Source organism: Sulfurimonas sp. NW9, from assembly GCF_051132275.1.
Lineage (GTDB): Bacteria > Campylobacterota > Campylobacteria > Campylobacterales > Sulfurimonadaceae > Sulfurimonas > Sulfurimonas hydrogeniphila.
The window spans coordinates 35,420-59,329 of record NZ_CP093236.1 but is presented as its reverse complement, the minus strand read 5'-3'; the positions used below and the strand labels follow the sequence as shown (position 1 = coordinate 59,329).

The window sequence follows — 23,910 nt, the reverse complement described above, 5'->3', positions numbered from 1 at the left end:
ACGGGTTCCGAAAAATTAATGAGGGGAGATATAACGTGCTGAGCATTTCAACTTTTTTGCAACTTCTAAAAGAGTCATTCCGTGACCTTTTGCCAATCATACTTGTGATTATGTTTTTCCAGCTTGCCATCATCCAGAGTGTCCCGCCAAACTGGCTGAGTACGGCCATAGGTTTAGGCATCGTCGGTGTGGGGCTTGCCGTATTTTTACTTGGTCTTGAAGTCGGGATTTTTCCTGTAGGAGAAGGGCTTGCGAGTGAATTTGCCCACAAAGGCTCAACCTTTTGGATTTTGATTTTCGGCTTCATGATAGGTTTTGGAACCACCATTGCCGAACCTGCGCTCATCGTCATTGCAGACAAGGCTGCAAGTATCAGTGCAGGACGGATTGACGCTACAGTGCTAAGAACTGTTGTTGCCTTTTCTGTCGGTTTTGCCATTGTTTTAGGGGTATGGCGCATCATTAAAGGGCATCCTATCCACTACTACATCATTGCAGGGTATATCCTGGTTGTCAGCGCAACGGCTTTTGCTCCCCAGGAGATAGTGGGCCTTGCCTATGATTTGGGCGGAGTTACCACATCCACTGTCACCGTTCCGCTTGTTGCCGCCCTTGGTATAGGACTGGCTTCTACCATCAAAGGGCGTAATCCTGTACTTGACGGCTTTGGTCTCATCGCCTTTGCTTCGCTCACACCTATGATATTTGTACAGTTTTACGGTATCGTTGTGTACCAGTTCATAGATGCTTCTGCAACTGTTGTTCCTGCTGTTATCAAAGAGATTGAGACAGTCAACCTGGACTTTAGCGCCATGACAATCTTAAAAGGACTGCTGGGTGTCATCACAGATGTCCTGCCTATTTTGGCGATTATTCTCTTTTTTCAGTACATCATTCTAAAAAAACCCATAGACAATCTCAAGAATGTGATGATAGGTTTCGGGCTGGTTATCCTGGGGCTTGATGCTTTATAGTCGGTTTGGAGATGGGACTTTTTTCTGTCGGTGAGACTATGGCATTTGAGCTTACCCGTTATGACAACAACCTTATCATCTACTCTTTTGGTTTTTTTATCGGTTTTTCAACCACCATGGCAGAACCGGCGCTTACAGCAATCGCAAGAAAAGCAAAAGAGGTCAGTGACGGTAAAATCAATGACTTTGTTCTTCGTCTTTTTGTAGCGCTGGGCGTTGCTATAGGAATTGCACTCGGAGCCTACAGAATCGTTACCGGCGGTGAAATAGTCTACTACATCATAAGCGGATATATTTTTGTCATCATCCTCACCTTTTTGGCACCAAAATACATTATTCCCATAGCCTATGACAGCGGCGGAGTCACAACCTCAACCGTTACCGTTCCTCTTGTTGCTGCTCTTGGACTTGGACTGGCAACAAACATAGACGGCAGAGACCCGTTGATAGACGGTTTCGGGCTCATTGCCTTTGCTTCTTTGTTTCCAATGCTTACCGTTATGCTCTATGGTATTATTACTGAAAAAATGGGCGTTAAAGGAGAGCGGGAAAAAGAAGAAATCCATATGGAAGAGTTGCGACATGCACTCGAAGATGTACAGAATATGGAACTCTCAACTATAAGAGTGGACGGTGAAGACGCACTACACCACTCTCCGCATATGAGCTTTTCTGCAGTACATGTAATCGTTCCAAAAGACAAACAGGAAGAGGCAATTATTGCAGCAAAGATGCGGGTGCAAGAGGAGTAACTATCATGAGTGCACACGGCATGGGGCTTGAACATATGGAAAATTTTTATGACAGACTCCATGCGGGCGCGACTGATGCAAACCTGATGTTTATCACCCAGACAAAAAATGTTGACAAAATTATAAGAGAAATAATAACAAAACTCGACATCACAGGAAACGGCAGAGGGCTTACATTCGCCTACCCTGTTTCTCACATCAAAGGCCTGCGTCTGAAACTCACTGATTTATAATGCTTTCTCGGAACCGGTACTTTCTATGCTGAAGCATGACTTGTGAAAAAAACTAAGTTTTTTTCTGCAGTGCCGGCTGTTGCAATAGTTTTGCCGCTCTCAGCCCGGACTGAAGTCCGCGTTCCAAAGAAATGCTTACTTCTTTCTGTTTTTTTTATGAAGTCTTCTTCGAAATTTTTCTATTTTATCTATCTCGTGTTTTTCCAGCGAAATACTTATATTTTCTACCTCTTCACCTATTTTTACACTCAGCATTTCGGATTTTCTCATGGCCAGAATCTGTGAAGAGAAGATACTTCTGTGCCCTGAAATCAAGAAGCTTATAACTGCTGCAAGTGCTGCATAGTGTGCGATATCTATCCCGAAGAGTTCTACTGCCATAATCGTTGAGGCAATAGGCGTATTTGTGGTGGCCGAAACAACACTTACAAAGCCGAGGGCTGCAAAAAGCGTAATATGTTCGGGAGAGATGATGGAGCCAAAAAAATGCCCGCTTGTTGCCCCGATGTAAAAGATCGGCGTAATGACACCCCCGCTTCCTCCTGCGGCAAGAGAAAGAGAAGTAAATACTGTTTTTAAAAGAAATGTATACCAGTGAATGTCCTGAGATGCAGCGGTATGGGGATTGAGAGCATCTGCAATTGTACTCATTCCCAAACCTATATACTGCTCACCGAAGACCAAGGTCAGTGCGACTATCAAAATACCGCCCACAAAGGCTTTGATGTATGTATTTATTTTGATGCTTTTTACATATGTATGGCTGTAGGAGATTGTTGTTATCACTATATCAGAGACAAAACCGAAAAAGAGTCCGGCAATGACCACTTTGGCTATCAGCCAGATATCCAAAGAGATATCCTGAAAAAAATGCAGGTCATAATAGGTATATTCTATCCCCAGAAACTGGGCTGTTGTAAAAGCGGCAAAACCTGCAATAAAAGACGGCAGAAGCACATCATACATAATCACACCGATAATTAACACCTCAACACCGAAGATTGCTCCGGCTATCGGGGTACCGAAAACTGTGGCAAAACCGGCACTGATCCCGCATACAACAAGCTTTTTTCTGTCTTGTTTGTGAAACTTCAAAAGCGTAGAAATAAAAGAGGCAACACCTGCCCCGATCTGCGCGCCAGGGCCCTCTTTTCCGACAGAAGCACCTGCAAAAATACTTAAAACGGTCGCAAGTGTTTTTACGGGAATGACCGAAACATCTATTTTCCCGTTATCTTTATGAATTGCGGAAATAACTTTTTCCGTTCCGTGCCCTTCTGCACTCGGGGCAAAGGTTTTCACCAGCCATACAGTCAGAACAAGGGCAAAAGGAAGCGTATAGTAGTATTCAAACGGTAAAAAAGAACGGCTTGTTTCACTATAGGCTAAAATTTTTAAAAAACCTGTAACTGTTGCACCAATCATTATGCCGATAATTGATGAGAGAAAAACCCATTTTGTAACACTGAAAAAAATAGCTGTCTGTTCTGTTATATGATTTTGTATCATCTCATTTTCTACTTTAAAGTCTTTAAAAAGATTATAACACTTTTTATTAAGATTGTATTAGAACTTTTTCCAAAAAGAACTGCTGAGCAGGACAAAAACAGTATAACACTCCAATCTGCCTATAATCATAGCCACGGAGAGAAAGATTTTGTCAAAATCAGAGAAAAAAGAAAAGTTGTCTGCAGGGCCTACCATAGAGAATCCTGGACCGATATTGCCCACTATGGCAAATGCACCTGAAACTGCAGTCATCGCATCATACCCCCGGGCATAAATATAGACGGTTACGATGGCTACAGTAATCATAAAAAGCGTAAAAAAACCAAACGTTGAAGACAAAATCCGCTCTTTTTGCTTGAGCCCGTCGATAAAAACAGAAATAATCATATTTGGATGCAGTATTCTTTTAAGCTCCGCAGAGAGTGTTTTAAAAATAATTACATGGCGGATGATTTTAATGCCGCCTGCCGTTGAACCGGCATTGCCCCCCATCAAAAGCCCCAAAAATATAATTGCTATAGCCAAATGCGACCAGGAGCCGTAATCTATAGTTGCAAATCCTGTTGTTGTCATGACAGAAGCAATCGTAAAAGATGAGTGTTTGAGGGCATCATAAAAAGAATCTCCGCTGATATCTACATGTACAAGACTCAAAGCAAGACTCAGCAGTAAAAAAACTGTAAAATACCATCTGACCTCTTCTGTTTTGTACCCGCTGACATCCCTGAAATAAAGCTTTAAATGGGCTAAAAAATTTATCCCTGCCAGCATCATAAAAATTGTCGTTGTCCAAATAATGCCGTCATTGCCAAAAGAGCCCAGAGAATCATTTTTTGTAGAGAATCCTCCCGTGGAAATTGTCGAAAAGGCATGGTTGAGCGCATCAAACCAACTCATACCGAAAAACTTCAAAAGCAGCATGTCGACCAGTGTCAGCAAGGCATATACTATCCACAGACGCAAGGCTGTATCTTTTATTTTTGGTGTCAGTTTTTCAAGAGAAATTCCTGTTGATTCGGCTTTAAAAAGAGAGAGGCTTCCCGTAGGATTGATGACTGACAAAAGCCCAACGCCCAAGACAATAACGCCAAGCCCTCCAAGCCAGTGCATCAGACTTCTGTGAAATAGTATCAAATGGGGCAGAGCTTCTATATCGCTGTAAACTGTTGCTCCCGTTGTTGTAAATCCGCTGACGGCTTCAAAAAACGAAGAGGCAAGAGACACATTTGTATAAAGAAACAGCGGTATGGCTCCGGCAACGCCAAGCAACACCCAGAGCAGATTAACCACCAGGATACTCTCTTTTATTTTCAAATCCAGTTCATGCTTTCTCAGCCACAGCCATACGCCAAGATTGATCAAAAAAAACACCCCGTCATAAAGCAAAAATTTTCCATACGCTTCTTTGTATATAACGCCTATCAAGACATCAAACAAAAAAAGTGCAGAAACAGTAATGCCTATAAGAGAGAGAATCTTCAGCACATTTTTATAGTTCATAAATCCATTCTTTTACTTTTGCACTTGTTTTTACTGCACAAAAGGCTACAATCAAATCATTTTCCTGCAGTCTCACTTTTTCACTGAGACTCCGTATCACATTTTCTCTTATATAAAAGAGGCTGGATTCTTTTACATGTAAAGGTTTTATCACTTTGTCAATAAGCCTGGAGGCGGGAAAAACTTTACGCATAAAAACCACTGCCTTTGCCCCGCAGTAACTTTTTTGAATAACAACACCTGTAGAACTGATCTCTTCCATGATTGCATTGTAGGCACTCATTTTTGGACCTCTGACAACGACTATCCCCAAAGAGTGCATCAGGTTGTAATATTCCATTTCATTGTTAATCGCAACCACTTTTTTTATGCCGCTCTCTTTTGCTTCGAGACATTTTATGATGTTATACTCATCATTGTTGGTCGCTGCTATAAAAATATCGGCACTCTCCAGTCCTTCATCTTCAAAAATATCATGCGAACCGTATTTATAGTTAATGATGGAGACCCTGCCTTTGAGCTCCTCGTCCGCTGTTTCACAAAGTTTTAAATCTTTTTCTACCAGTTTGACCTCTTTGTCTGCTTTTAGAAGTTCCTGCGAAATGGCAATCCCCAGTTCACCACCGCCAAATACAACACATCTTTGAATATCCAGAGTGTTGTCCACATCCAATTTCTGGCACACCTGCTTGATTTCATTTTCATCACCAAAAAAATAGACAAGATCATTGGGAAGAATTTCCACATCTGCATCAGGAATGCAAAAATCCTTCTTGCGTTCAATGCCGACTATTTTAAAATGCTCAGAACTGATGCTTTGCGGAAGTGTTTTGCTTGAAACCATAACAGAAATAAGTTTGCAGGGTGTGTATTTAAAAAATTTTACATTATTTGCTTTTGGGTACAAAAGAAGTGAAGAAACGGCCCCCGAGGTAAGCTTTAAAGGGAAAATAACTTTTTCAACAGCAAGTCTCTTTTGGATAACCTGCTCTTGAAAAAAATATTTTTGCACCCGTACAAATTTTCTCTTTACATGTAAAGCCGCATCTACTGTCATTGCAGCAATAAGATTTACATTGTCAATATTTGTCACTGCTATAAACAGGTCGATTTCCTGACCGATAAAACGCTTATATGTATGTATGTCCTCGACATCCCCCTGAAGCGGTAAAATATCCAGACTCTCCTGTATCCTGTCCAAAGCCTGTGAATTTTTATCAATGACAGTAACGTTGTGTCCCACACTCAGTGTTTTGGCAAGGTTAAAACCAACCTTTCCGGCACCCGCAATAATTATATGCATATACCACCCTTAAAAAAGATTAGCCAATTATATCACTATAGTCATATTTTTTTGTATCTATGTAATATTTTTTCCCTACAATAATAATTCTTTCATCTTTTTTTGCACTCTTTTTAAATCTTGCTTTGATTTTTTTGATTTTTTTTGCTGAAAAACCACGTTTTTTAAGATGCCTGTTTAAAGAGACAACCTTGCTCTCTTTGGCAACCTCGGATTCTATTACTGCCTCAAGCATCTCCTCCTCGGCTACTGCTTCTTGCGGAGCATTGAGCATAAACTGTGACGAAATACTGCTGAGAATATTTTTGAGCTGTTCATCTTTTTCTTTATAGATTCTTTCTATTTTTTCACGCTCGGCTATAAGCATCTGCTCTTTTTGGTCTCTAAGGCTCCGCGTTTCATTCTCCAGAGTATCCACACGCGACTGCAGTTTTTGATTTTGTTCTTCAAGAAGTTTGTAATATCTGTCATTGCTGAGTGTGGTGCGTCTTGGCTGCAGAGTTTTTCGCCCTGTTTTTGCCTGTGTCTCATCCAGCAGCACCATTTTGACACCGTTCTCTACAACACTTTGCAAAGAACCCCGTCGGACCCGGTTGTGTATAGCCTCTTTTGAAACACCAAAATACTCAGCCGCATCATTTATGCTCATCTTTTTCATCTTTTTTCCCCTGCTAACGCATGTTTTCAAAAACCAAAGGAGCTTCCCACTCACCTTCACGCACCATTTTCATCACCTTTTGCAGATCATCAAGCTTTGCACCTTTTACACGGATAGAATCCCCTTCTATCTGGGCATTGACTTTGAGTTTCATCTTTTTAATATCTGCAGTGATTTTTTTCGCCTCTTTGGATTCTATATAATCCACAATTTTAAAAGTCGCCTTGCGTGTGCCTCCACTGGCATCTTCCACACGAAGTTCATCCAGCACTTTTGAGGAAAGCCCCTGTTTTAGCAGTTTTGCTATAACAATGTCTTTGAGTGCATCCAGTTTGTTATCACTCGAAGCAACAAGTACCAGTACTTTGTCTTTCTCTTTCAGATTCACTTCATACGGTGTTCCCTTGAAATCATAACGATTGGAGACTTCTCTGTCTACCAGGTTAATAGCATTTTTCAAATTCTGCATATCTATTTTTGCCGTTATATCAAACGAGTGTTCTTTTGCCATAGGTGTTATCCTTTTTTTGTTTTAATTATAACATAGTTTGTTTGTTATCAATAACAGTCGGTACTACAGAAAAAAAATTAGTTTTAAAAATGCAAGGTCGGCACTGAAGTACCGATTCCGAAGAAATATAAACCTCCTCTTAGGAACCCGTACTTCAGTGCGGGCTTTGCGGCTTGAAAGCACAAGGTCGGCACTAAAGTACCGATTCCAAACAGTATAAATCTAACTAAAATTGACTTATATCATCTCCATGTAAAGAAAAAATAGCTATTATCACTCTAATTATTTTACATCTAGGTACTTATATGCAAGAAGAGTTAGAAAAAAAACTCAACAAACGTGAACGCTACAAAGCCAGACTCAAACCCTATGACTATTTTGTCAAAGAGTTCGATACCATTGATTTTGAGAGTCTGGGTGAAGGTGACAGGTACTATCTGCAGGATTTTGGCATTTTCAATACCGATTTTTTGGAAGATGAATTCACCATTCGTATTCGCGTAGCCGGAGGCAGAATCAGCACAAAACAGTTTAATTTTTTGGCAGATATTGTCAACAAATATGATTTGACCCTTGTAGTCACGGCACGTGCAGGCTTTCAACTCCATGATGTCGAAGCCGACGATGTCCATGAACTTTTTAGACTCTTGAATGAAAACGGACTCATTACCTGGCAAAGTTTTGGCGACAACATCAGAAATATAGTCACTGATGTCTATGACGGCGTCAACAAACACGCAAAAATTGAAGTCTATCCGCTGATACAACAGATGCAGGACTACATCATCAAAAACCCGAAATATGTCGGCATGCTGCCCCGCCGTGTCAGTATCGGTATCTCGGGTAACGAGGCAAATGTCAACTCCTTTTTTGCAAATGACCTCTACTTTGCACTTGCCAAAAAAGAAAACACTTACGGTTTTAATGTCTATATGGGCGGCAAAAATACGGAAATAGCACAGGATGCAGATGTATTTTTACTTTATGAGGAAGTTTTTGATTTTTTTACGGCTTTTGTAGAGACATTTTATACGCACGGCTCACGCTTTTCACGTTCTAAAACCAGACTCTTTTACATGATAGAAGAGTTGGGGATGGACAGACTCAAAGCACTTATTGAAGATGTCTATGGAAAAAAATTTAATGCTGCCGGCAAACTGCAGCTTTTGCATGGCGAATTTAATGAGTTTGAATTTTTAAACAATAACAAATACGCCTTTTGTTATCAAACAGATTTTGCAAGACTCAGTCCCAAAGAGATGCGCCAAATCAGCGACTATGCGAACAAACACGATGCCCATATTCGTTTGGGGATTGACCAAAACATCTATATTGTCGGCATAAACGAAAAAACAGCGCCTTTTGATTCGCCCGCGCTCAGCTCTACAGTAGTATCTTGTGCCGGCAATCTTTGTCCCTACGCGGTCTGGAGCATTAAGGATGAAAGTGCCAAATACCTGCCCCTGGAAAAAATCTACGAACATAAAATAAAAGTCGGATTTTCAGGCTGTGCAAAAGGGTGTGGACGCCATCGCCATACCGACATCGGGCTCATAGGCTTGAAAACCAATAACTTCGGAGATACCGACGGCGGCGCAAGAGTTTTTATAGGTGCCGAACACGACAGCGGAAAAAGTGTGGCAAGACAGCTTTTTTCCATGGTGCCTTTTGTGCACTTAAAAGAGACAATAACACTCATTGTAGAACTTTTTGAAAAAAGCAAATATAAAAATTTTCAGCTTTATGCACATCACGTTTTAAACAAATATTCTGAAGATTTTGTCAGCCTCTGGCATCTGTACAATCTCAAAAACAAAACAGCACTCACACTTCCAAAACAAAACAATATACTTACATGTAAAGAAGAAGAAAAATTGCTTTTTGAAAGTTTTTCAGATGTAATACTTATAGAAAACGACTTTAAAAAGAGTGAGTGCTTTGGCAAAAGAGCTATGGACGGTAGAGGGAAAAGACCCGCACTACAAACCGCCTATGAAAAGGGTAAATGTCAGATAAAGTTTAAATTTGCTAGAATAAATAAAAAAAGATTATACAGTATCCTTTATGAAACAACTAAACTATAACTACACATCAAAAAAAGAGTTCATCAAGTATTTACATGTAAACGATGTGCCTCTTTTTGATGACAAAATTCTAATCCAAATGTTCACCTCTTTACAAAATAAAGAAGAGATAGAACGCATTGCAAATGATGTCTGTGCAATCCTGCCTCATGCAAAACTCATCGGCTGTTCAAGTGCGGGAGAGATTCTTGAAGAAAAAATGCTTGAGAGAAGTGTTGTTTTAAGTATCTCTGTTTTTGAAAATACAACCCTCCATACATTATACATGGATGATGAAAATTCCCATCGGCTTGGTATCAAAGTTGCCAATGCTCTCTTGCAGGAGGAGACAAAATGTGTCATCTCGTTTGTAGATGGATTATCACACATTGGAGAAGAGTATCTTAACGGCTTTAACTCCTGCAATAAAACAGGCGTTCTTGTAGCCGGCGGTATGTCTGCAGACCTTTTTAGCTTTGATGATACTTTTGTCATTTATCAAAACAAAATTTACAAAAAAGGTGCTGTTGGAGTTGCGCTCAAAGGAGAAGATCTTGAAGTCACAAGTGATTACAACCTGGGCTGGAGAGCTGTCGGTCCGACTTTTACAGTGACAAAAGCAGAGGGCAACAGAGTTTATGAAATAGACAACAAACCCGTAAAAACACTCTATGCAGAAGTTTTAGGCGAAGACGTTGTGACAAATCTTCCCGCCTCGGCAGTCGAATTTCCTCTGTTAAAGCAAAAGAACGGTGTTTTGGTTGCGCGTGCAATGGTGAGTATTCTCGAAGATGAAAGTATCCTCTATGCAGGACTTTTTGAAGAAGGAGACAAAGTCAGTTTCGGTTTGGGAAGTGCCACACAGGTGAATGCACATCACCCTGAAGAAATACTCAAAGAAGAAAACAAAGAAATTCAGGCTGCCTTTATCTACTCCTGCGCCGCACGCAAGCAGTTTTTGTCCTTTGAGTTGGAAAAAGCATTCTCCCACATAGCACAACTTGCCCCTACAGCAGGCTTTTTTACCTATGGCGAATTTTATACAGACACGCAACAGGCAAACCTGCTCAATATTACAAATACTCTGCTGTTTCTTAATGAAAAAAATACACAACATATAAAAAAAGAAGTACCAAAACAAACAGACGCACCTGTGCAAACAGGTAAATTGACAGAGAGTGCCACCCTGCACCTCATCGACTATGTCTCCAAAAACCTTCAACTCCAACAAAAAGAGTTTGATGCAACAAAATTCAAACTTAACGAATTTTTAGAAGCCATCAACAGTGTTGTCATTATTTCAAAAACTGACTTACAGGGAAAAATCACCTATGTCAATGAACAGTTCGAAAAAATAAGCGGCTACAAAAAAAGTGAACTGCTGGGAAAATCGCATAATATAGTACGCAGTCCTCTGATTGAAGCAGATGTATTTAAGATTTATGGCAAACCATACAAAAAGGCAATATCTGGCACGGAACACTTTCAAACCGCAAAAAGGATGGCTCTCTCTACTATATAAAAACACATATCTTTCCAATTTTTGATCAAAACCATACTATCATAGAGTATTTGGCTATCGCGAAGATATAACAGATGTTATCGAGAGTAAAAAAGCCTATGAAAATCAACTCAAATTTACAAATATGCTCCTTGACAATGAAGAAAACATAGTCATTGTCACAAAAAACAATAAAATAGACAAAGTCAATCAAGCATTTTACAGGCGCTTCGGATATAAAACTTTAGAAGATTTTACAAGCTGGCATGAGTGTATCTGTGATCTTTTTATAGAAAAAGAGGGCTATCTGAAAAAAGAAAAAAGACCGAAGGTCTGGTATGACCCGGTTTTAAAAGAGCCTCATAAAATTCATCTGGCATGATGCTTGATGCAAACAACCAGGAACGGATTTATCATGTACGATCCCGCCAGGTTGTTTATGATGATGAAACCATCTATGTCATCCATACCTTCAATGACATTACCGAACTCGAACAGGCAAAAGAAAAAGCACAACGGGCAGAAGCGGCACAGGCAATGTTTTTGGCAAATATGAGCCATGAGATACGAACACCGATGAACGGAATTTTGGGCTTTGGGGAACTTTTGCAAAACACCCAGCTCTCAGATACACAAAAAAAATATGTAGATATCATCAACAGTTCAACCCAGACACTTTTAAACATTATTAATGATATTCTTGACTCTTCAAAAATTGCCAACAATAAAATAACACTTGAACATATAGAAATAAATCCTTATGTTGAGTTCAATACAACCTATGAACTTCTTAAATCATTGGCAGAAAAAAAATCATTGCTCTATCTGCATAAGTTTGATACAAAAATGTTTGAGTGCATTATCAGTGATCCGACAAGACTGCGCCAAATCATGACAAACCTTCTCTCAAATGCCATTAAATTCACTCCTGAAAATGGAGAGGTTCTCTTTCAGACGGAGGTTATAAAAACAAATAACGATTTTCAAACTATCCGTTTTAGTATTCATGATACAGGTATAGGCATACCAAAAGAAAAACTGCAAACTATATTTAAACCTTTTTCTCAAGCCGATGACTCTACCACACGTAAATTCGGCGGCACAGGACTCGGTCTCACCATAAGTGCAGATTTGGTAAAACTCTTTGGAGGCAAACTGGAAGTAGAGTCGCAAGAAGGGAAAGGCACCACATTTTTCTTTGATTTGGAATTTAAAAAGTGTACAGGCATGCCTACATTGAAGAAGCTTTTAGCAGACTATGAACTGATACTCATAGAAGACAATCATGAATTTGTTATACAAAAGATAGCCCAAACATTAGACTCTTTTCATCTGAACTATACACGTTTGCCCAAAGAGGATGATTTTACAAAGAAACTTTCTCAAAACACTATTTTATTAACCCTGGATACCACTGTTGGTATGCAGGCAAGAGATCTTCTCCCGCGGGAACAAATCATCTGTATCAGCGATACATGCAATAATGAGCATCTTGATTGTGTTGATTTGACTTTTGATGAATCTTTTAGTTCGAATTTATATAATTTTCTTCTCTCCAAAATGCAAAATCATGCTGCAATGCACAAAGAAAACGAACAGACTATAACACAGACATTAAAAATTCTTGTTGCCGAAGATTATGACATTAACCGCATGCTTATAGAATCTCTTCTGAACAAACATCCAAACATCAGTTATGAATTTGCAAATGACGGAGAAGAAGCTGTTCAAAAAGCAACGGCTTCCTCGTATGATATGATATTTATGGATGTCAATATGCCAAAAATGAACGGTATCGATGCAACAAAGAAAATACGACAAAAACTAGAGCATCATATTCCCATAATAGCGCTCACAGCCAATGCACTTGACGGAGACAAAGAGCGCTTTCTCGCTGCAGGAATGGATGACTATATAGCCAAACCTATCCAAATCAAGGAACTCCAAAGAGTCATCACAAGATATGCTCCCGCACAGAGTATTCACACAGATGACAAACCCGGTGACTTTAATTTTAATGCTCTGCTCAAAGAGATAAAAGAACGCTTGGAGCTCGATGATGCCATCATCATAAAACTTCTGAGTGCTTTTACAAAAACTTTCGCAGCGCACTTGAAGAACTTGAAACTGCATTTGAAACAAATGATACACAAACCATACTGCACCTGGCCCACAAACTCAAAGGTTCCTCAGCAACACTTGCCCTGGATGAAATAGCTGATATGATGGGAGAGATAGAAAAAGATATAGCCAATAATATTTCAATTAGCTATAATGACAAAATTAAAACACTCAACACCTATACCAATCTACTGGAGGATGGTTTAAAAGATGCAACATAAACTACATATTGTCATAGTCGATGACGAAACAGTTAATCTGCTTTTACTCGAAAGTATTGTAAATGCAGAAGGCTACGAGCATATCAGACTTTTGAAAATGCTCACGAAGCATTAAGCTATATGCAATCAAACACTGTTGATGCACTCATTACCGACTTCAATATGCCTGAAATGGACGGGATAGAACTTCTCAAGCAGGCAAAAGCACTCTACCCTGACCTGGTAAGCATTATGATCACAGCCAATGACAATGAAATGATGCACCGTGCCCTTGAAAGCGGTGTAACAGACTTTTGACAAAACCTATCTCTCCGCTTGTTTTTAAACTGCGTTTAAATAATATTTTGAAACTGAAAAATTCTCTCAATATCACACAGCATTTCAATGAACTTTTAACAACAAAGGTAGAAAAAGCAACAGCCGCATTGCAAAAGAGCGAATATGAAGCCCTTGAGGTACTCTCAAAAGCAGCAGAGTACAAAGATCCCGAAACAGCAAGCCATATCAGCAGAGTCTCTCACTATTCTAAGCTTTTGGCAAAAGCAGCCGGACTCTCTGAAGAAGAACAAAAAATTATTTACTATGCCGCTCCTCTGCATGACATAGGAAAAATCGGCATTAATGACGCCATTTTACTCAAACCGGAAAAACTGACAAAGATGAATTTGAAAAAATGAAAGAGCACTCCATAATTGGTGCGAAAATATTGCAAGGCAAAGAGAATATTTTTCTCAAGGCAGGAGCAGTCATAGCCCAGTCACATCATGAAAAATACAACGGCAAAGGGTATCCAAAAGGACTCAGTGGCAAAGAGATTCCTTTATATGCCCGAATTGTAGCTGTTGCTGATGTATTTGATGCACTGACATCAAACCGGCCGTATAAAAAAGCATGGGACTTTGACAAAGCCTTACAGCTGTTAATCGCCGAAAAGGGAGAGCATTTTGACCCACAGATTGTCGAATATTTTATCCAAAACATAGATGAAATAAAAACCATCTATGCCAAATTTCAGGATGATTAACTACAGTTTACTTTTTCAAAAGAGATTAAATATTCATCCCTTGTATCGGGAATACCTTCACAAGATAATGCTGGCCTTGCTTATCTGTCACCTGTTTGCTGTATGTCTGATAATTTTTCATCGTTATAATGATATCTTCAATAAATTTTGCGTCAAACTTTTCAAAAGCCTGTGCCATATTTGAAGAAACTCTCCAAACTCATTTTTAAATTTTTCGTTTGCATATTTCAGTTTTGTATCTGTATAAAAGATTGCCGTCGCATAAAACTCATTTAAATAACTTTTGCAAAGTGTACTGACTTTCATGCTGCATTGCAGTTCAGTTTCAATCTGTTTTTGACGAATAACCTGCTCTACTTTTAATTTGAGCTCTTCAGGAGAAAACGGTTTTTTGAAATAATCCAGCACCCCCGCTTTATACGCATCTCGCATCACTTCTATATCTAGGGTACTCGAAATCATAAACACCGGTAAATGGAAATTTTTTTCATCTTCTTTGATTTGCTTCAAAGCCTCTAACCCGCTCATATCCGGCATCTGCATATCCAACAGCATTAAATCAATCTTGGACTGTGCGACTTTTTGAATCGCTTCTGTACCATTGTGTGCCTCAAGAATCGTATACCCGCAAGAAGATAAAATATTTTTCATCATTCTTCTGATAACACGGGAGTCATCGACTATCAGCAGTGTATAATTTGGATTTATTTGCATACTTTCTATAATGGACAAAATCTCTTTGACTGTTAAATTTGCATTTTTTCCTTTGAGCAGATAGTCCAGTATCCCGAGTCTGAACAACTCGTCTCTTCGCAAAAGATCATTTTCTGAAGTAAATATAACAATTTTAGTCTCTTTGTTGGCTTCTTTAATCTCATCAATTAAATCTTCACCTTCTCCATCGGGAAGATGCAAATCAAGAATAACAAGAGAAATTTCATTTTCTTGTAAAATCTCTCGTGCCTTTGCCAAATCATAACTCTGCAAACAGCGAAAACCCTGTTCTTTTAATCTTGCTGTTAATGTATTGTTAATGACTCTTGAATCTTCAACAATAAGAACAGTAAAATTTTCATTTTTAATTCTTTGTTTTTCCTGTATACAGCTAAACATATCTACTTCCATTAATTTTTTCTGAATTTTTATTATTATATCTTATTTGCGTAAAACAATCAAGAAAATTATTTTCTGTTAAAATGAAAGCCCTCCACCAAAGTTTTGCGCAAAACTCGGGTCGATGTACCCTGCCATTGTAGACTTCATGCGAAGTTTTTCTATGTCTGCTTTTGAAGATATTCCCTGAGGGCAGACTAAAGTACACTCATTGCACAGGGTACAGTCCCAGACACCGTTTGTCTGCACGGTGTCTATCTTCTCTTTGGGCTCTGCCTCGCGTTTGTCACTGACATATTTCCAGACACCTGTCAACGCAAAAGGTCCTAAAAACTCTTCATTTACACTGTAAACCGGACAGGCAGAATAACACGAACCGCATAAGATACAGTCACTCTGCAAAGCATTTGTTTTTTCATCTTCATGCGTGAGCTTTGCTTCTTTGTTATATGTCTGCAGCCATGTTTTGGCACGTTTGTTCGTCTCAAGGGCTTTGTCCATATTGACAACCAAATCACGTATGACTGCTACATTTTTGAGCGGTTCTATCACATCCCCATCTTGCACTTTATAGGCACAGGCAAGCACCTCTTTTTCATTTACACGCATCGAACAGCTGCCGCAGACACTGCTTCTGCATCCGCTGCTGTATGCCAAAGAACTGTCCTGCTCTGTTTTTATACTGTTTAACACTTCTAAAAGCGTTGCATCGTTTAAATCTACTTCATACATCACAAAGCCGGATGCTCTTTTTATGCTTACTTTCATCTATTGCTCCTCTTGTACAAAATGAGCGCCGCAGCTCTCTTTTCGCTCTAACGCAGCACTCACTACCGCTTCACAGACATCAAGCATATTTCTAAATTCTATGAACTCTACAAGATTGGTATTATAAACTTTGCCGGTGTCTTTGACGCCCATAAGGGGCAGTTGTTCTTTTAAGAGTTGTATCTCTTTTCGTGCTTGGAGCAGTGCACTCTCTTTTCTTATAATGCCCACTTTTTTATAAAAAAGTTCCCCTACATACGAACGTTTTTCATAAAAATCAATTTCATTGCTAAAGCTTTTGAGCTTATCAAGAAAATTTGTCTCTTTTTTGCATGTACGCTCATTTTTGCTTTTATCATCACAAAAAGTATAATGCGCTGCACTTTTACCGGCTTCACGACCAAAAACTATAATCTCAAGCAAAGAGTTGCCACCCAAACGGTTTGCGCCATGTACTTTGTGGTTTGCACACTCACCACAGGCAAACAAACCGCTTACACTTGTTTGCGATTTGTTATCAACTTCTATTCCTCCCATGGTATAGTGTGCAACTGCTTTGATGGGAATCAGATCTTTTACAGGGTCCACCTTTTCATACAAAAGCGCCAGTTTTCTCTCCTGTGGCAGATTCTCGTCTATAAACTCTTCTCCTAGATGTCGAATATCCAAATAGACCTCTTCACCTGCTAAGATTTGCTCATTGATTGCACGACTTACTTCATCTCTTGGTGCAAGTTCGTTTATAAAACGCTCTCCCTTGGAATTAAGCAGATACCCGCCTTCTCCTCTGGCACTTTCACTGATAAGGATAGAAGAATTTTTCAATCCTGTCGGATGAAACTGTACGAACTCCATACCCAAAAGTTTTGCACCGATTCTAGCAGCTGCCGCGATACCGTCTCCTGTAGAAGCTGTTGAGTTTGTAGAGTATTTGTCATATATGCGTGAGTACCCTCCTGATGCCAAAACAACACTTTTTGCAAAGTGATGTTCCAATTCTCCGCTTCTTATATTCAAAATTAATGCACCACAGATACTCCCGTCTTCTTTTGTGAGCAAATCAAGCAAATAGCGTTCATTATGTATTTCAATATCTTCTTTCAAACAACGCTCATAAAGTGTATGCAGTATTTTTAATCCTGTATAATCCTGTGCATAGCAGGCCCTTGGAGCGGATGCCCCTCCAAGCTTTCTTTGGGCAATTTTTCCATCAGCTGTACGGGAAAAACAGACACCGATTTCATCAAGCCACTGTATGGCATTCGGTGCTTCACTGCACATGTAACGCACAGCTTCTTCGTCTGCCTGTCCGTGTGCAGATTTCAGCGTGTTTTGAATATGCTCTTCTACAGAGTCCGGACTCACATTTCCAAGTGCAGCATTCATCCCGCCCTGTGCCATACAGGTCTGACTTCTTGTCGGGTACTCTTTTGTAAGTACGCGCACACTTGCACCGGCATCCTTGGCAGCAAGAGCCGCTGTAAGTCCTGCCCCGCCTGCTCCTATAATCAATACATCTGTAATCATTGTATATTCTCACATACACTCTGAATGAGCTTTTCTCTGGCTTCAACCGATGTCCAGGCAATATGCGGTGTCATATAGAGCCTCTCTTTGTTCTTTACATGTAACAGGGGACTCTCTTGCGGCAAGGGCTCTTTTTCAAACACATCCAGCCCGAAAGAGATATTTTTTTCATCCACAAGTCTGGCAACTGCCGACTCGTTAATGATTCCGCCACGCCCGAGGTTCAGTACCACTGCACCCTCTTTACATGTAAAGAGCTTTTCATAGTCTAAAAGGTTTTTTGTTTTTTCATTAAGCGGTGCGTGCACAGTAATAATATCGCAATTTTTTAAAAGCTCGTCAAGGTCTGCTCTTTGAAAATCTTGACTGCGATTTACCCCGCTTGTCGAGTAGTAACAGACATCCGCACCGAAACATTTGGCAATATTAGCAACACCTCTGCCTATTTCACCCAAACCGATGATGCCCCATTTTTTTCCTTTTATCTCAAAAAACGGATGACTTACATCGGTAAACAGGGCACTCTTGGAGTAGGCACCGCTTTTGACAACTTCATCATAGTAGCGTGAATGGCCTATGAGATAAAAAAGCATAGAAAATGTGTGCTGGATAACAGAGTCGGTAGAATATCCGGCCACATTTTTTACTGCAATGCCAAACTCTTTTGCAGCCTCAAGGTCAACATTGTTCATTCCTGTTGCCGCAACACAGATCAGTTTGAGGTTTTTTGCATGCTGCATATGCTCTTTTATTATCACAACTTTGTTTGTTACTATAACTTCCGCATCTGTTATACGTTTGAGTGTCTCCTGCGGTAATGTTGTTTTGTATGCTGTTACGCTTCCCAACTTATCAAAACAGGACAGGTCTGTATCGCCAAAGGTCAATGTATCGAGTAAAACTATTGTACGGCTTTGCATTTACATGTCTCTGATTTTTGTTATAAGTTCACGCGCTTTTTCAAGTGCGGCATCTACTTTATCAAAAACAAGTGCCACAGCCAAGCGGCGTCCTTTATGTGCTTCGGGTTTTCCAAATACTCTGACATAGGAATTGTCACTAAAGAGGCTCTCATCCACATCAACAACAGGAGCAAAGCTCTCTTTTTCGCTTTTGAATGCGGCAGATGCGCCTTCACCGTAAAAAGTAAATCCGAGTGGCAGTCCCAACACAGCACGCAGATGCAAGGCAAACTCACTCTGGCTTTGTGTTATAAGCGTTACCATTCCCGTATCATGCGGACGCGGGGAGACTTCAGAAAAATAAACCTCATCCCCTTTGATAAAAAGTTCAACACCAAAAAGCCCCTGTCCTCCAAGTCCGTCTGTTATCTCTTTTGCCATTTTCTGTGCTTTTTCTTTGGCTATCTCGCTCATCTGCATCGGCTGCCATGAAAAGACATAATCTCCGTCGCGTTGTTCATGTCCGATAGGTTCACAAAAAACTGTCTCTTTGCCGTTACGAGCCGTAAGCATTGTAATCTCATAATCAAAATCTACAAATGCTTCGACTATCAGCTCACTTGCATCTCCGCGTGCTTCTTTTGCCGCTTCCCATGAAGCAGGAATATCTGCTTCACTTTTGGCAATACTCTGCCCATGTCCGCTTGAACTCATAACCGGTTTAATCACACAGGGAAAGCCAAGCTCACATGCTGCTTCAAGCATACCTTCTTGTGTTGTAACAAATTTATATGGTCCGGTTTTGAGTCCCAAAACCTCTGCCGCAAAGGTACGGATATTTTTTCTGTTCATCGTTTTGCTGACTGCATTGGCATTTGGAATAACATTGTAGCCTCGATCTTCTGCCGCAAAAAGCGCATCAATGTTGATAGCTTCGATTTCCGGTAAAATATAATCAGGTTTTTCACGATAGATGATTTCCAAAAGGGCATCTTTGTCAAGCATATTCACAACATGGGAACGATGCGCCACCTGATGAGCAGGAGCATTTTCGTATCTGTCAACGGCTATGGTTTCAAGTCCCAGGCGCTGTGCTTCTATGATGACTTCTTTACCAAGTTCACCGGAACCGAGCAACATGATTTTTTTTGAATTTGATTTAAGTGGAGCAGAAAAGTGCATAACTATACTTCCTTATTTATATATAGCAGAATTATACAATGCTTAAGATAATTCAGAACTTACTTAACTGTAATAGATAAGGAGTCAAAACAAATCCAAATTCTTTTATCGTTTTCTTGTTGAGATAAGGCTTCACACAAAGCCCAATATAAACGGAGCCCAAAAAACCGTATTGCAAATCTTTTGGTTCATACACAAAACTGACTATTTTATTTTCATTCGCCCATTTTGCAATATCTTTCATCTCTTTTGAATCATATGAAAGCACAATAAGAGCATCCGGAAGATTTTGCATCTTATTATATTGACTCATTAGAACAGTATCAACCGTTATTTTTTTGCCAAGCAGAGGCATCTTGTAGAGCATTTCAATTTTAAATTTAAATTTTTTGGCCATCTTGGTGTCTATTTTTTTATAAACAATCCAAATATTCAAACGCTTTGAAGGGGATTTTTGCACACTTTTTTCCATTAATGCAATTTTTGGGAACAACTTTGCTTCTATATCTATAATAACAGTATCATACTGATATCCGAATAGAGTTGTATAAGCGACTACAAAGAAGAGTAAGAGTTTTTTCAAGGCAGATTCCATTCGACATTCAACCAAAATATCCGCCCATCTCTTTGAAAATCTTCAAGATATGTCCCTGTCGTCACTCCGTCTCCAAGCTTTGAAGGGTAGACGGGAGTTGTATTAAAAATATTTTTCACAGATGCCGTCAATGTCAACATTTTATACCAGTATGTAAAAGTCTGGTCAACAAAAACTTTTGCTTTTATTTTCTCCCGTGTATCGGCAGATTCTCTCTGTTTTGCACCGACATAGCGTATGCGGGTTCCACTCTCAAGATCAGCTGTAAAATGTTTCAACAGCATAATATTTGCCAGATGGCTGGAAATAAAAGGCATCTTCGTATTATTAACAAAAGAGTAGTTTGCCTGCACATTCATTGTTGCATCCAATGAGTATTTTATCTCAAACTCTGCTCCGTATGAACTTATATCTTCAGCATTATAAAAATAAAAGCTGTTGTTTCTATCTATAAAATTTGACATATTTGAATAATACAGATTAATATTTATCCAGTTATTAAAACTGTTTTGACGATGATACACTAATTCTACAGTATCAATTGTCTCAGATTTAAGATCTTTATTTCCAAAATATGGACTTGCAGAACTGTAAAGCTCCAAAAAAGAGGGCACACGAAAAGAACGATGATAAAGCAGTTTGTAGTTTTGTACTTCATCATACGCATACAATAATGCCAACTTGGCAGAAAATCCTGCATCACTGTCGCTGTAATAATCATATCTTGCACCTGCATCGAGTGTAATATGCGGCATTAACGGATAAATATCATTAAAATAAAGGGCATACTGTTTTCTTTTAATATCTTTATCAATATTATTTACTTTTATATTGATATTTTCTGAAAGGGTTGGATCATTCACTCTGTAATCGGTAGTAATTTCATCACTTTTTGCAATATATATCCCAAGTAGAAATTCATTCAACTGTGTTTTATATAAAAGGGTGTCTTCACTGTAGAGTGTACGCTCTTTATAGCTGCCTTCTCCCAACAAATCATACTCGGGAGAGGGGGGTGTTGTCATAATCGAGTATGGAATATAGCGAGAAACACCGCCAAACTGGTACAATTTCAGACCGGCTTTTAGATTAAAAGACAAATTATTATTTATTTTTGGAGCATACACGAGCTCACTGAAAAAAGATTTTGTTTTAATTTTTTTAGGATCATGACTAATCGGCCAATCCCCGTAACCATAATAGTTTTGTGTATTGTGTTCAAGCCATCGTGATTTAAATGACAAAGCATTATACGCTATATTTAAACCGAATGATTTGTCTGTGTAATTTTCATAAGAGACAAACTTGTTTTGTGTTGTAATTAAAGAATAGTTTTTATATATACGACTGTTTTCATTGTTATTAAAGTAACCGTCCAGGGCAATATGCATATTGTTCTGTTTTACAGATTGGGAAAATGTCAGATTTTGAAAGTTTTTAGAAGAACGGGTATAAGAGAGAATATGCGCTGACGGATGTAAACTTTTCGTAATAACATTGATAACGCCGACATGTGCCAAAGAACCATATAACGCGGAGGCAGGTCCGCGAATAATCTCTATCTGTTCTATGAGGTCTATCGGCATATCAAGGTAAAAATATCCCCCTCCTGCCAACTCGCTGTTAATGCCCACCCCATCAATCATCAGTTTGATTTTATCACGGATAAATGATTTGTTTCCCCTCATATTTATCTGCTTTGCTCCGGCTGTTCCCATTGAAAGCTCAATACCGGGTACCGCAGAGAGAGCCTCATACAGAGTCCTAATTCCAAGTTTTTTTAACTCTTTTGGATGTAAAACCGAAACAACGGAAGGTGTTTGACTGATGTTAAGTTTACTTTTTGTTGCAATTTGTGAAACATCCTGAAGATCCTGTGTCAAATTAAAATCATCAAATGTGGCATTTGCATTAACAAAAACTGCATACAGCAGTAAAAAAACCATTTTTACCATTCGTCACTCTCTTTATAATTTTTTAACTTGATGGTAAAACAGCTCCCATCATCTCTATTTTCAGCCATTATCAAACCTTTCATCCTCGATTCTATAATATTTTTTGCAATATGCAGTCCAATTCCTGTTCCTGAAATTTTAGATTTTGTTGTAAAATAAGGCTCAAATATATTTGCTATAATTTTTGGAGGAATGCCTCCGCCATTATCACAAATTTCTAAAACAGTATCTTTATCTGTACCTTTGAGCACCATAGAAATCATGCCATCTTTAAGCTCATTCCGTTCTTGTCTGCTCCTAATGGCATCTTTTGCATTATTCAGTATTATGAGCACGACCTGTTTGAATTCGTTTTCAACACCATAAAAAAGTGCTTTAGTTTGCACATCAAAATTACAGCAGATTGCATTATTCCTAAACTGTGCATCCAAAATCTTTATAACGTCTTTCAGTAAAGGAACAGGATTAAAATAACTGTTTTTTCTTGAAGGATTTAAAAAATTGCGAAAATCATCAATAGTATCAGACATATACTGAATATTATGAGAGATCTCTTCCATTCTCTTGTGAAACTCTTGTGCATGTAATGTATCAAGATCATACTTAATCAGCAAATCACTGCTAGCCAGTCCAATATTATTCAAAGGCTGACGCCATTGATGTGCAATAGACTCAATCATCTCCCCCATAGCAGCTTGTCTTGATTGATGCAGCATAAGCTTTTCCTGTTGATGCTGCTTTGCCACTTCTTCTTGTACCTTCTCCTTGAGTTCTTTGTTAAATAATTGTAATTGATGCAAATAGTCTGTAATCGTGTACATCATTTCATTTGATGTTTTGGCAATAATTTGAATTTCCTGCGTTGCATTATCAACTTTCACATCAACCGGTTCTTTTGTATGTGAATATTTTAAAAAAGCTTTAGATATGACGTTGAGCAGATGCAAATCACGCCGCAATAAAAAGAGACTTATTAAAAAGATTCCCAAAGTAAGCAACAGTGTCAAACCCAGCATATAGAGTATATTTACGGAAAGTTTTTTCAAATTTTTATTGGAATATTCTGCTTTGATTGAAGCTATGCTTTTATTATTAAAAGGATCTTTTATAACACCTTCATAATAAAAAGCCTGTTGGGGTAATATTTTCTTTTTCTTTTCATATATTATTTTTCCGTCTGCATCTTTTAGACGTATTTCAGCAATATCATACTGTTTTAATATTTTATTTAGCAAAAATTTTACATTATTTTTTTGCTCAAAAGAGATGTGAAAAGCAAGCAAAGGTTCTATTCCGCGAAATAAGAATGTAATCTTTTGTCCCTCTTCTTTAATGAGTATCTCTTTAAAATAGGAAAATGAAATAATATATACAGGGATGATGATAGAGAAAAATACAAGCCAAAATAAGAAAGTAAATTTACCAATTAATGTTTTAAACATAAAAATAATTATACATTCTCAGAGCCAATAAAGCCCTGAAAACAGAGTGCTGTACT

At 38.8% G+C, this 23,910-nt stretch carries 24 protein-coding genes and 1 pseudogene; 12 read left to right on the top strand and 13 right to left on the bottom strand.

The window, feature by feature from the left end; translation table 11 throughout:
• Positions 1-35 precede the first annotated feature (35 nt).
• The 3 genes from MLC44_RS00330 to MLC44_RS00320 are packed head-to-tail and all read left to right on the top strand — an operon-like array spanning position 36 to position 1,959.
• Positions 36-974 (top strand): DUF1538 family protein, encoded by a 939-nt coding sequence (locus MLC44_RS00330; RefSeq protein WP_434657885.1) that lies wholly within the window; start codon positions 36-38, stop codon positions 972-974.
• Between the two features lie 11 nt (positions 975-985).
• Positions 986-1,726, top strand: coding sequence for a DUF1538 domain-containing protein (locus MLC44_RS00325; RefSeq protein WP_434657882.1), 741 nt, complete (start codon positions 986-988; stop codon positions 1,724-1,726).
• Between the two features lie 5 nt (positions 1,727-1,731).
• Complete coding sequence (locus MLC44_RS00320; RefSeq protein ID WP_434657879.1) at positions 1,732-1,959, top strand: hypothetical protein; 228 nt, start codon at positions 1,732-1,734, stop codon at positions 1,957-1,959.
• A 135-nt stretch (positions 1,960-2,094) separates the two neighbouring features.
• Here MLC44_RS00320 and MLC44_RS00315 read toward each other — a convergent pair whose 3' ends face one another.
• The 5 genes from MLC44_RS00315 to MLC44_RS00295 are packed head-to-tail and all read right to left on the bottom strand — an operon-like array spanning position 2,095 to position 7,440.
• Positions 2,095-3,468, bottom strand: a complete 1,374-nt coding sequence (locus MLC44_RS00315) for a chloride channel protein (protein WP_434580723.1) — start codon at positions 3,466-3,468, stop codon at positions 2,095-2,097.
• Between the two features lie 57 nt (positions 3,469-3,525).
• Positions 3,526-4,968, bottom strand: a complete 1,443-nt coding sequence (locus MLC44_RS00310; protein WP_151901417.1) for a TrkH family potassium uptake protein — start codon at positions 4,966-4,968, stop codon at positions 3,526-3,528.
• On the bottom strand, positions 4,958-6,271 hold the full coding sequence (locus MLC44_RS00305; protein ID WP_151901418.1) for an NAD-binding protein: 1,314 nt from the start codon (positions 6,269-6,271) through the stop codon (positions 4,958-4,960). Before MLC44_RS00305 ends, MLC44_RS00310 begins: the two co-directional genes overlap by 11 nt.
• Positions 6,272-6,290: 19 nt before the next feature.
• A complete protein-coding gene (locus MLC44_RS00300; protein ID WP_434657876.1) occupies positions 6,291-6,929 on the bottom strand; it encodes a DNA-binding protein in 639 nt (212 codons plus the stop codon).
• A gap of 13 nt (positions 6,930-6,942) precedes the next feature.
• Positions 6,943-7,440: a YajQ family cyclic di-GMP-binding protein gene (locus tag MLC44_RS00295; protein ID WP_418640856.1), complete on the bottom strand. Its 498-nt coding sequence runs from the start codon at positions 7,438-7,440 to the stop codon at positions 6,943-6,945.
• A gap of 305 nt (positions 7,441-7,745) precedes the next feature.
• Between MLC44_RS00295 and MLC44_RS00290 the strand changes: the two genes are divergently transcribed.
• The 9 genes and pseudogenes from MLC44_RS00290 (at position 7,746) to MLC44_RS00250 (ending at position 14,370) form a co-directional block, all read left to right on the top strand.
• Positions 7,746-9,524 carry a nitrite/sulfite reductase gene (locus tag MLC44_RS00290; protein WP_434657872.1) on the top strand — a complete coding sequence of 593 codons (1,779 nt, stop codon included), beginning with the start codon at positions 7,746-7,748 and terminating at the stop codon, positions 9,522-9,524.
• Entirely contained in the window at positions 9,505-11,025 is a 1,521-nt protein-coding gene (locus MLC44_RS00285; RefSeq protein WP_434657870.1) for an FIST N-terminal domain-containing protein, read from the top strand. The genes MLC44_RS00290 and MLC44_RS00285 overlap by 20 nt, the downstream gene beginning before the upstream one ends.
• Entirely contained in the window at positions 10,971-11,096 is a 126-nt protein-coding gene (locus MLC44_RS00280; protein ID WP_434658892.1) for a hypothetical protein, read from the top strand. The genes MLC44_RS00285 and MLC44_RS00280 overlap by 55 nt, the downstream gene beginning before the upstream one ends.
• A 53-nt stretch (positions 11,097-11,149) precedes the next feature.
• On the top strand, positions 11,150-11,386 hold the full coding sequence (locus tag MLC44_RS00275) for a hypothetical protein (RefSeq protein WP_434657868.1): 237 nt from the start codon (positions 11,150-11,152) through the stop codon (positions 11,384-11,386).
• Positions 11,383-12,948: pseudogene (locus MLC44_RS00270) on the top strand (ATP-binding protein); the annotation flags it as partial. The gene MLC44_RS00275 and the pseudogene MLC44_RS00270, both read left to right, overlap by 4 nt.
• 387 nt (positions 12,949-13,335) lie before the next feature.
• Positions 13,336-13,461 (top strand): hypothetical protein, encoded by a 126-nt coding sequence (locus tag MLC44_RS00265; RefSeq protein WP_434657866.1) that lies wholly within the window; start codon positions 13,336-13,338, stop codon positions 13,459-13,461.
• 5 nt (positions 13,462-13,466) lie between these two features.
• A complete protein-coding gene (locus tag MLC44_RS00260; RefSeq protein WP_434657863.1) occupies positions 13,467-13,643 on the top strand; it encodes a response regulator transcription factor in 177 nt (58 codons plus the stop codon).
• Positions 13,640-14,023, top strand: coding sequence for an HD-GYP domain-containing protein (locus MLC44_RS00255; protein ID WP_434657860.1), 384 nt, complete (start codon positions 13,640-13,642; stop codon positions 14,021-14,023). Before MLC44_RS00260 ends, MLC44_RS00255 begins: the two co-directional genes overlap by 4 nt.
• Positions 14,020-14,370 (top strand): HD-GYP domain-containing protein, encoded by a 351-nt coding sequence (locus tag MLC44_RS00250; RefSeq protein WP_434657857.1) that lies wholly within the window; start codon positions 14,020-14,022, stop codon positions 14,368-14,370. Before MLC44_RS00255 ends, MLC44_RS00250 begins: the two co-directional genes overlap by 4 nt.
• 123 nt (positions 14,371-14,493) lie before the next feature.
• Here the strand turns inward: MLC44_RS00250 and MLC44_RS00245 are convergent, their stop codons facing one another.
• The 8 genes from MLC44_RS00245 to MLC44_RS00210 all read right to left on the bottom strand — a co-directional run bounded on the left by MLC44_RS00245 (position 14,494) and on the right by MLC44_RS00210 (position 23,854).
• Positions 14,494-15,483 carry a response regulator gene (locus MLC44_RS00245; RefSeq protein ID WP_434657855.1) on the bottom strand — a complete coding sequence of 330 codons (990 nt, stop codon included), beginning with the start codon at positions 15,481-15,483 and terminating at the stop codon, positions 14,494-14,496.
• 78 nt (positions 15,484-15,561) lie between these two features.
• Entirely contained in the window at positions 15,562-16,251 is a 690-nt protein-coding gene (locus MLC44_RS00240; RefSeq protein ID WP_434657852.1) for a succinate dehydrogenase/fumarate reductase iron-sulfur subunit, read from the bottom strand.
• The gene (locus MLC44_RS00235) at positions 16,252-17,778 is read right to left on the bottom strand and encodes an FAD-binding protein (protein WP_151901426.1); all 1,527 of its coding nucleotides are present in this window, start codon (positions 17,776-17,778) and stop codon (positions 16,252-16,254) included.
• Positions 17,775-18,698, bottom strand: coding sequence for a D-2-hydroxyacid dehydrogenase (locus MLC44_RS00230; RefSeq protein ID WP_434657849.1), 924 nt, complete (start codon positions 18,696-18,698; stop codon positions 17,775-17,777). The genes MLC44_RS00235 and MLC44_RS00230 overlap by 4 nt, the downstream gene beginning before the upstream one ends.
• Complete coding sequence (purT, locus tag MLC44_RS00225) at positions 18,699-19,862, bottom strand: formate-dependent phosphoribosylglycinamide formyltransferase (protein WP_434580708.1); 1,164 nt, start codon at positions 19,860-19,862, stop codon at positions 18,699-18,701. It lies immediately after the preceding gene.
• Positions 19,863-19,914: 52 nt separating this feature from the next.
• Entirely contained in the window at positions 19,915-20,445 is a 531-nt protein-coding gene (locus MLC44_RS00220) for a hypothetical protein (RefSeq protein ID WP_346389082.1), read from the bottom strand.
• The gene (locus tag MLC44_RS00215; protein ID WP_434657847.1) at positions 20,442-22,412 is read right to left on the bottom strand and encodes a TonB-dependent receptor plug domain-containing protein; all 1,971 of its coding nucleotides are present in this window, start codon (positions 22,410-22,412) and stop codon (positions 20,442-20,444) included. Before MLC44_RS00215 ends, MLC44_RS00220 begins: the two co-directional genes overlap by 4 nt.
• Positions 22,406-23,854: a sensor histidine kinase gene (locus MLC44_RS00210; RefSeq protein ID WP_346389080.1), complete on the bottom strand. Its 1,449-nt coding sequence runs from the start codon at positions 23,852-23,854 to the stop codon at positions 22,406-22,408. Before MLC44_RS00210 ends, MLC44_RS00215 begins: the two co-directional genes overlap by 7 nt.
• Positions 23,855-23,910 lie beyond the last annotated feature (56 nt).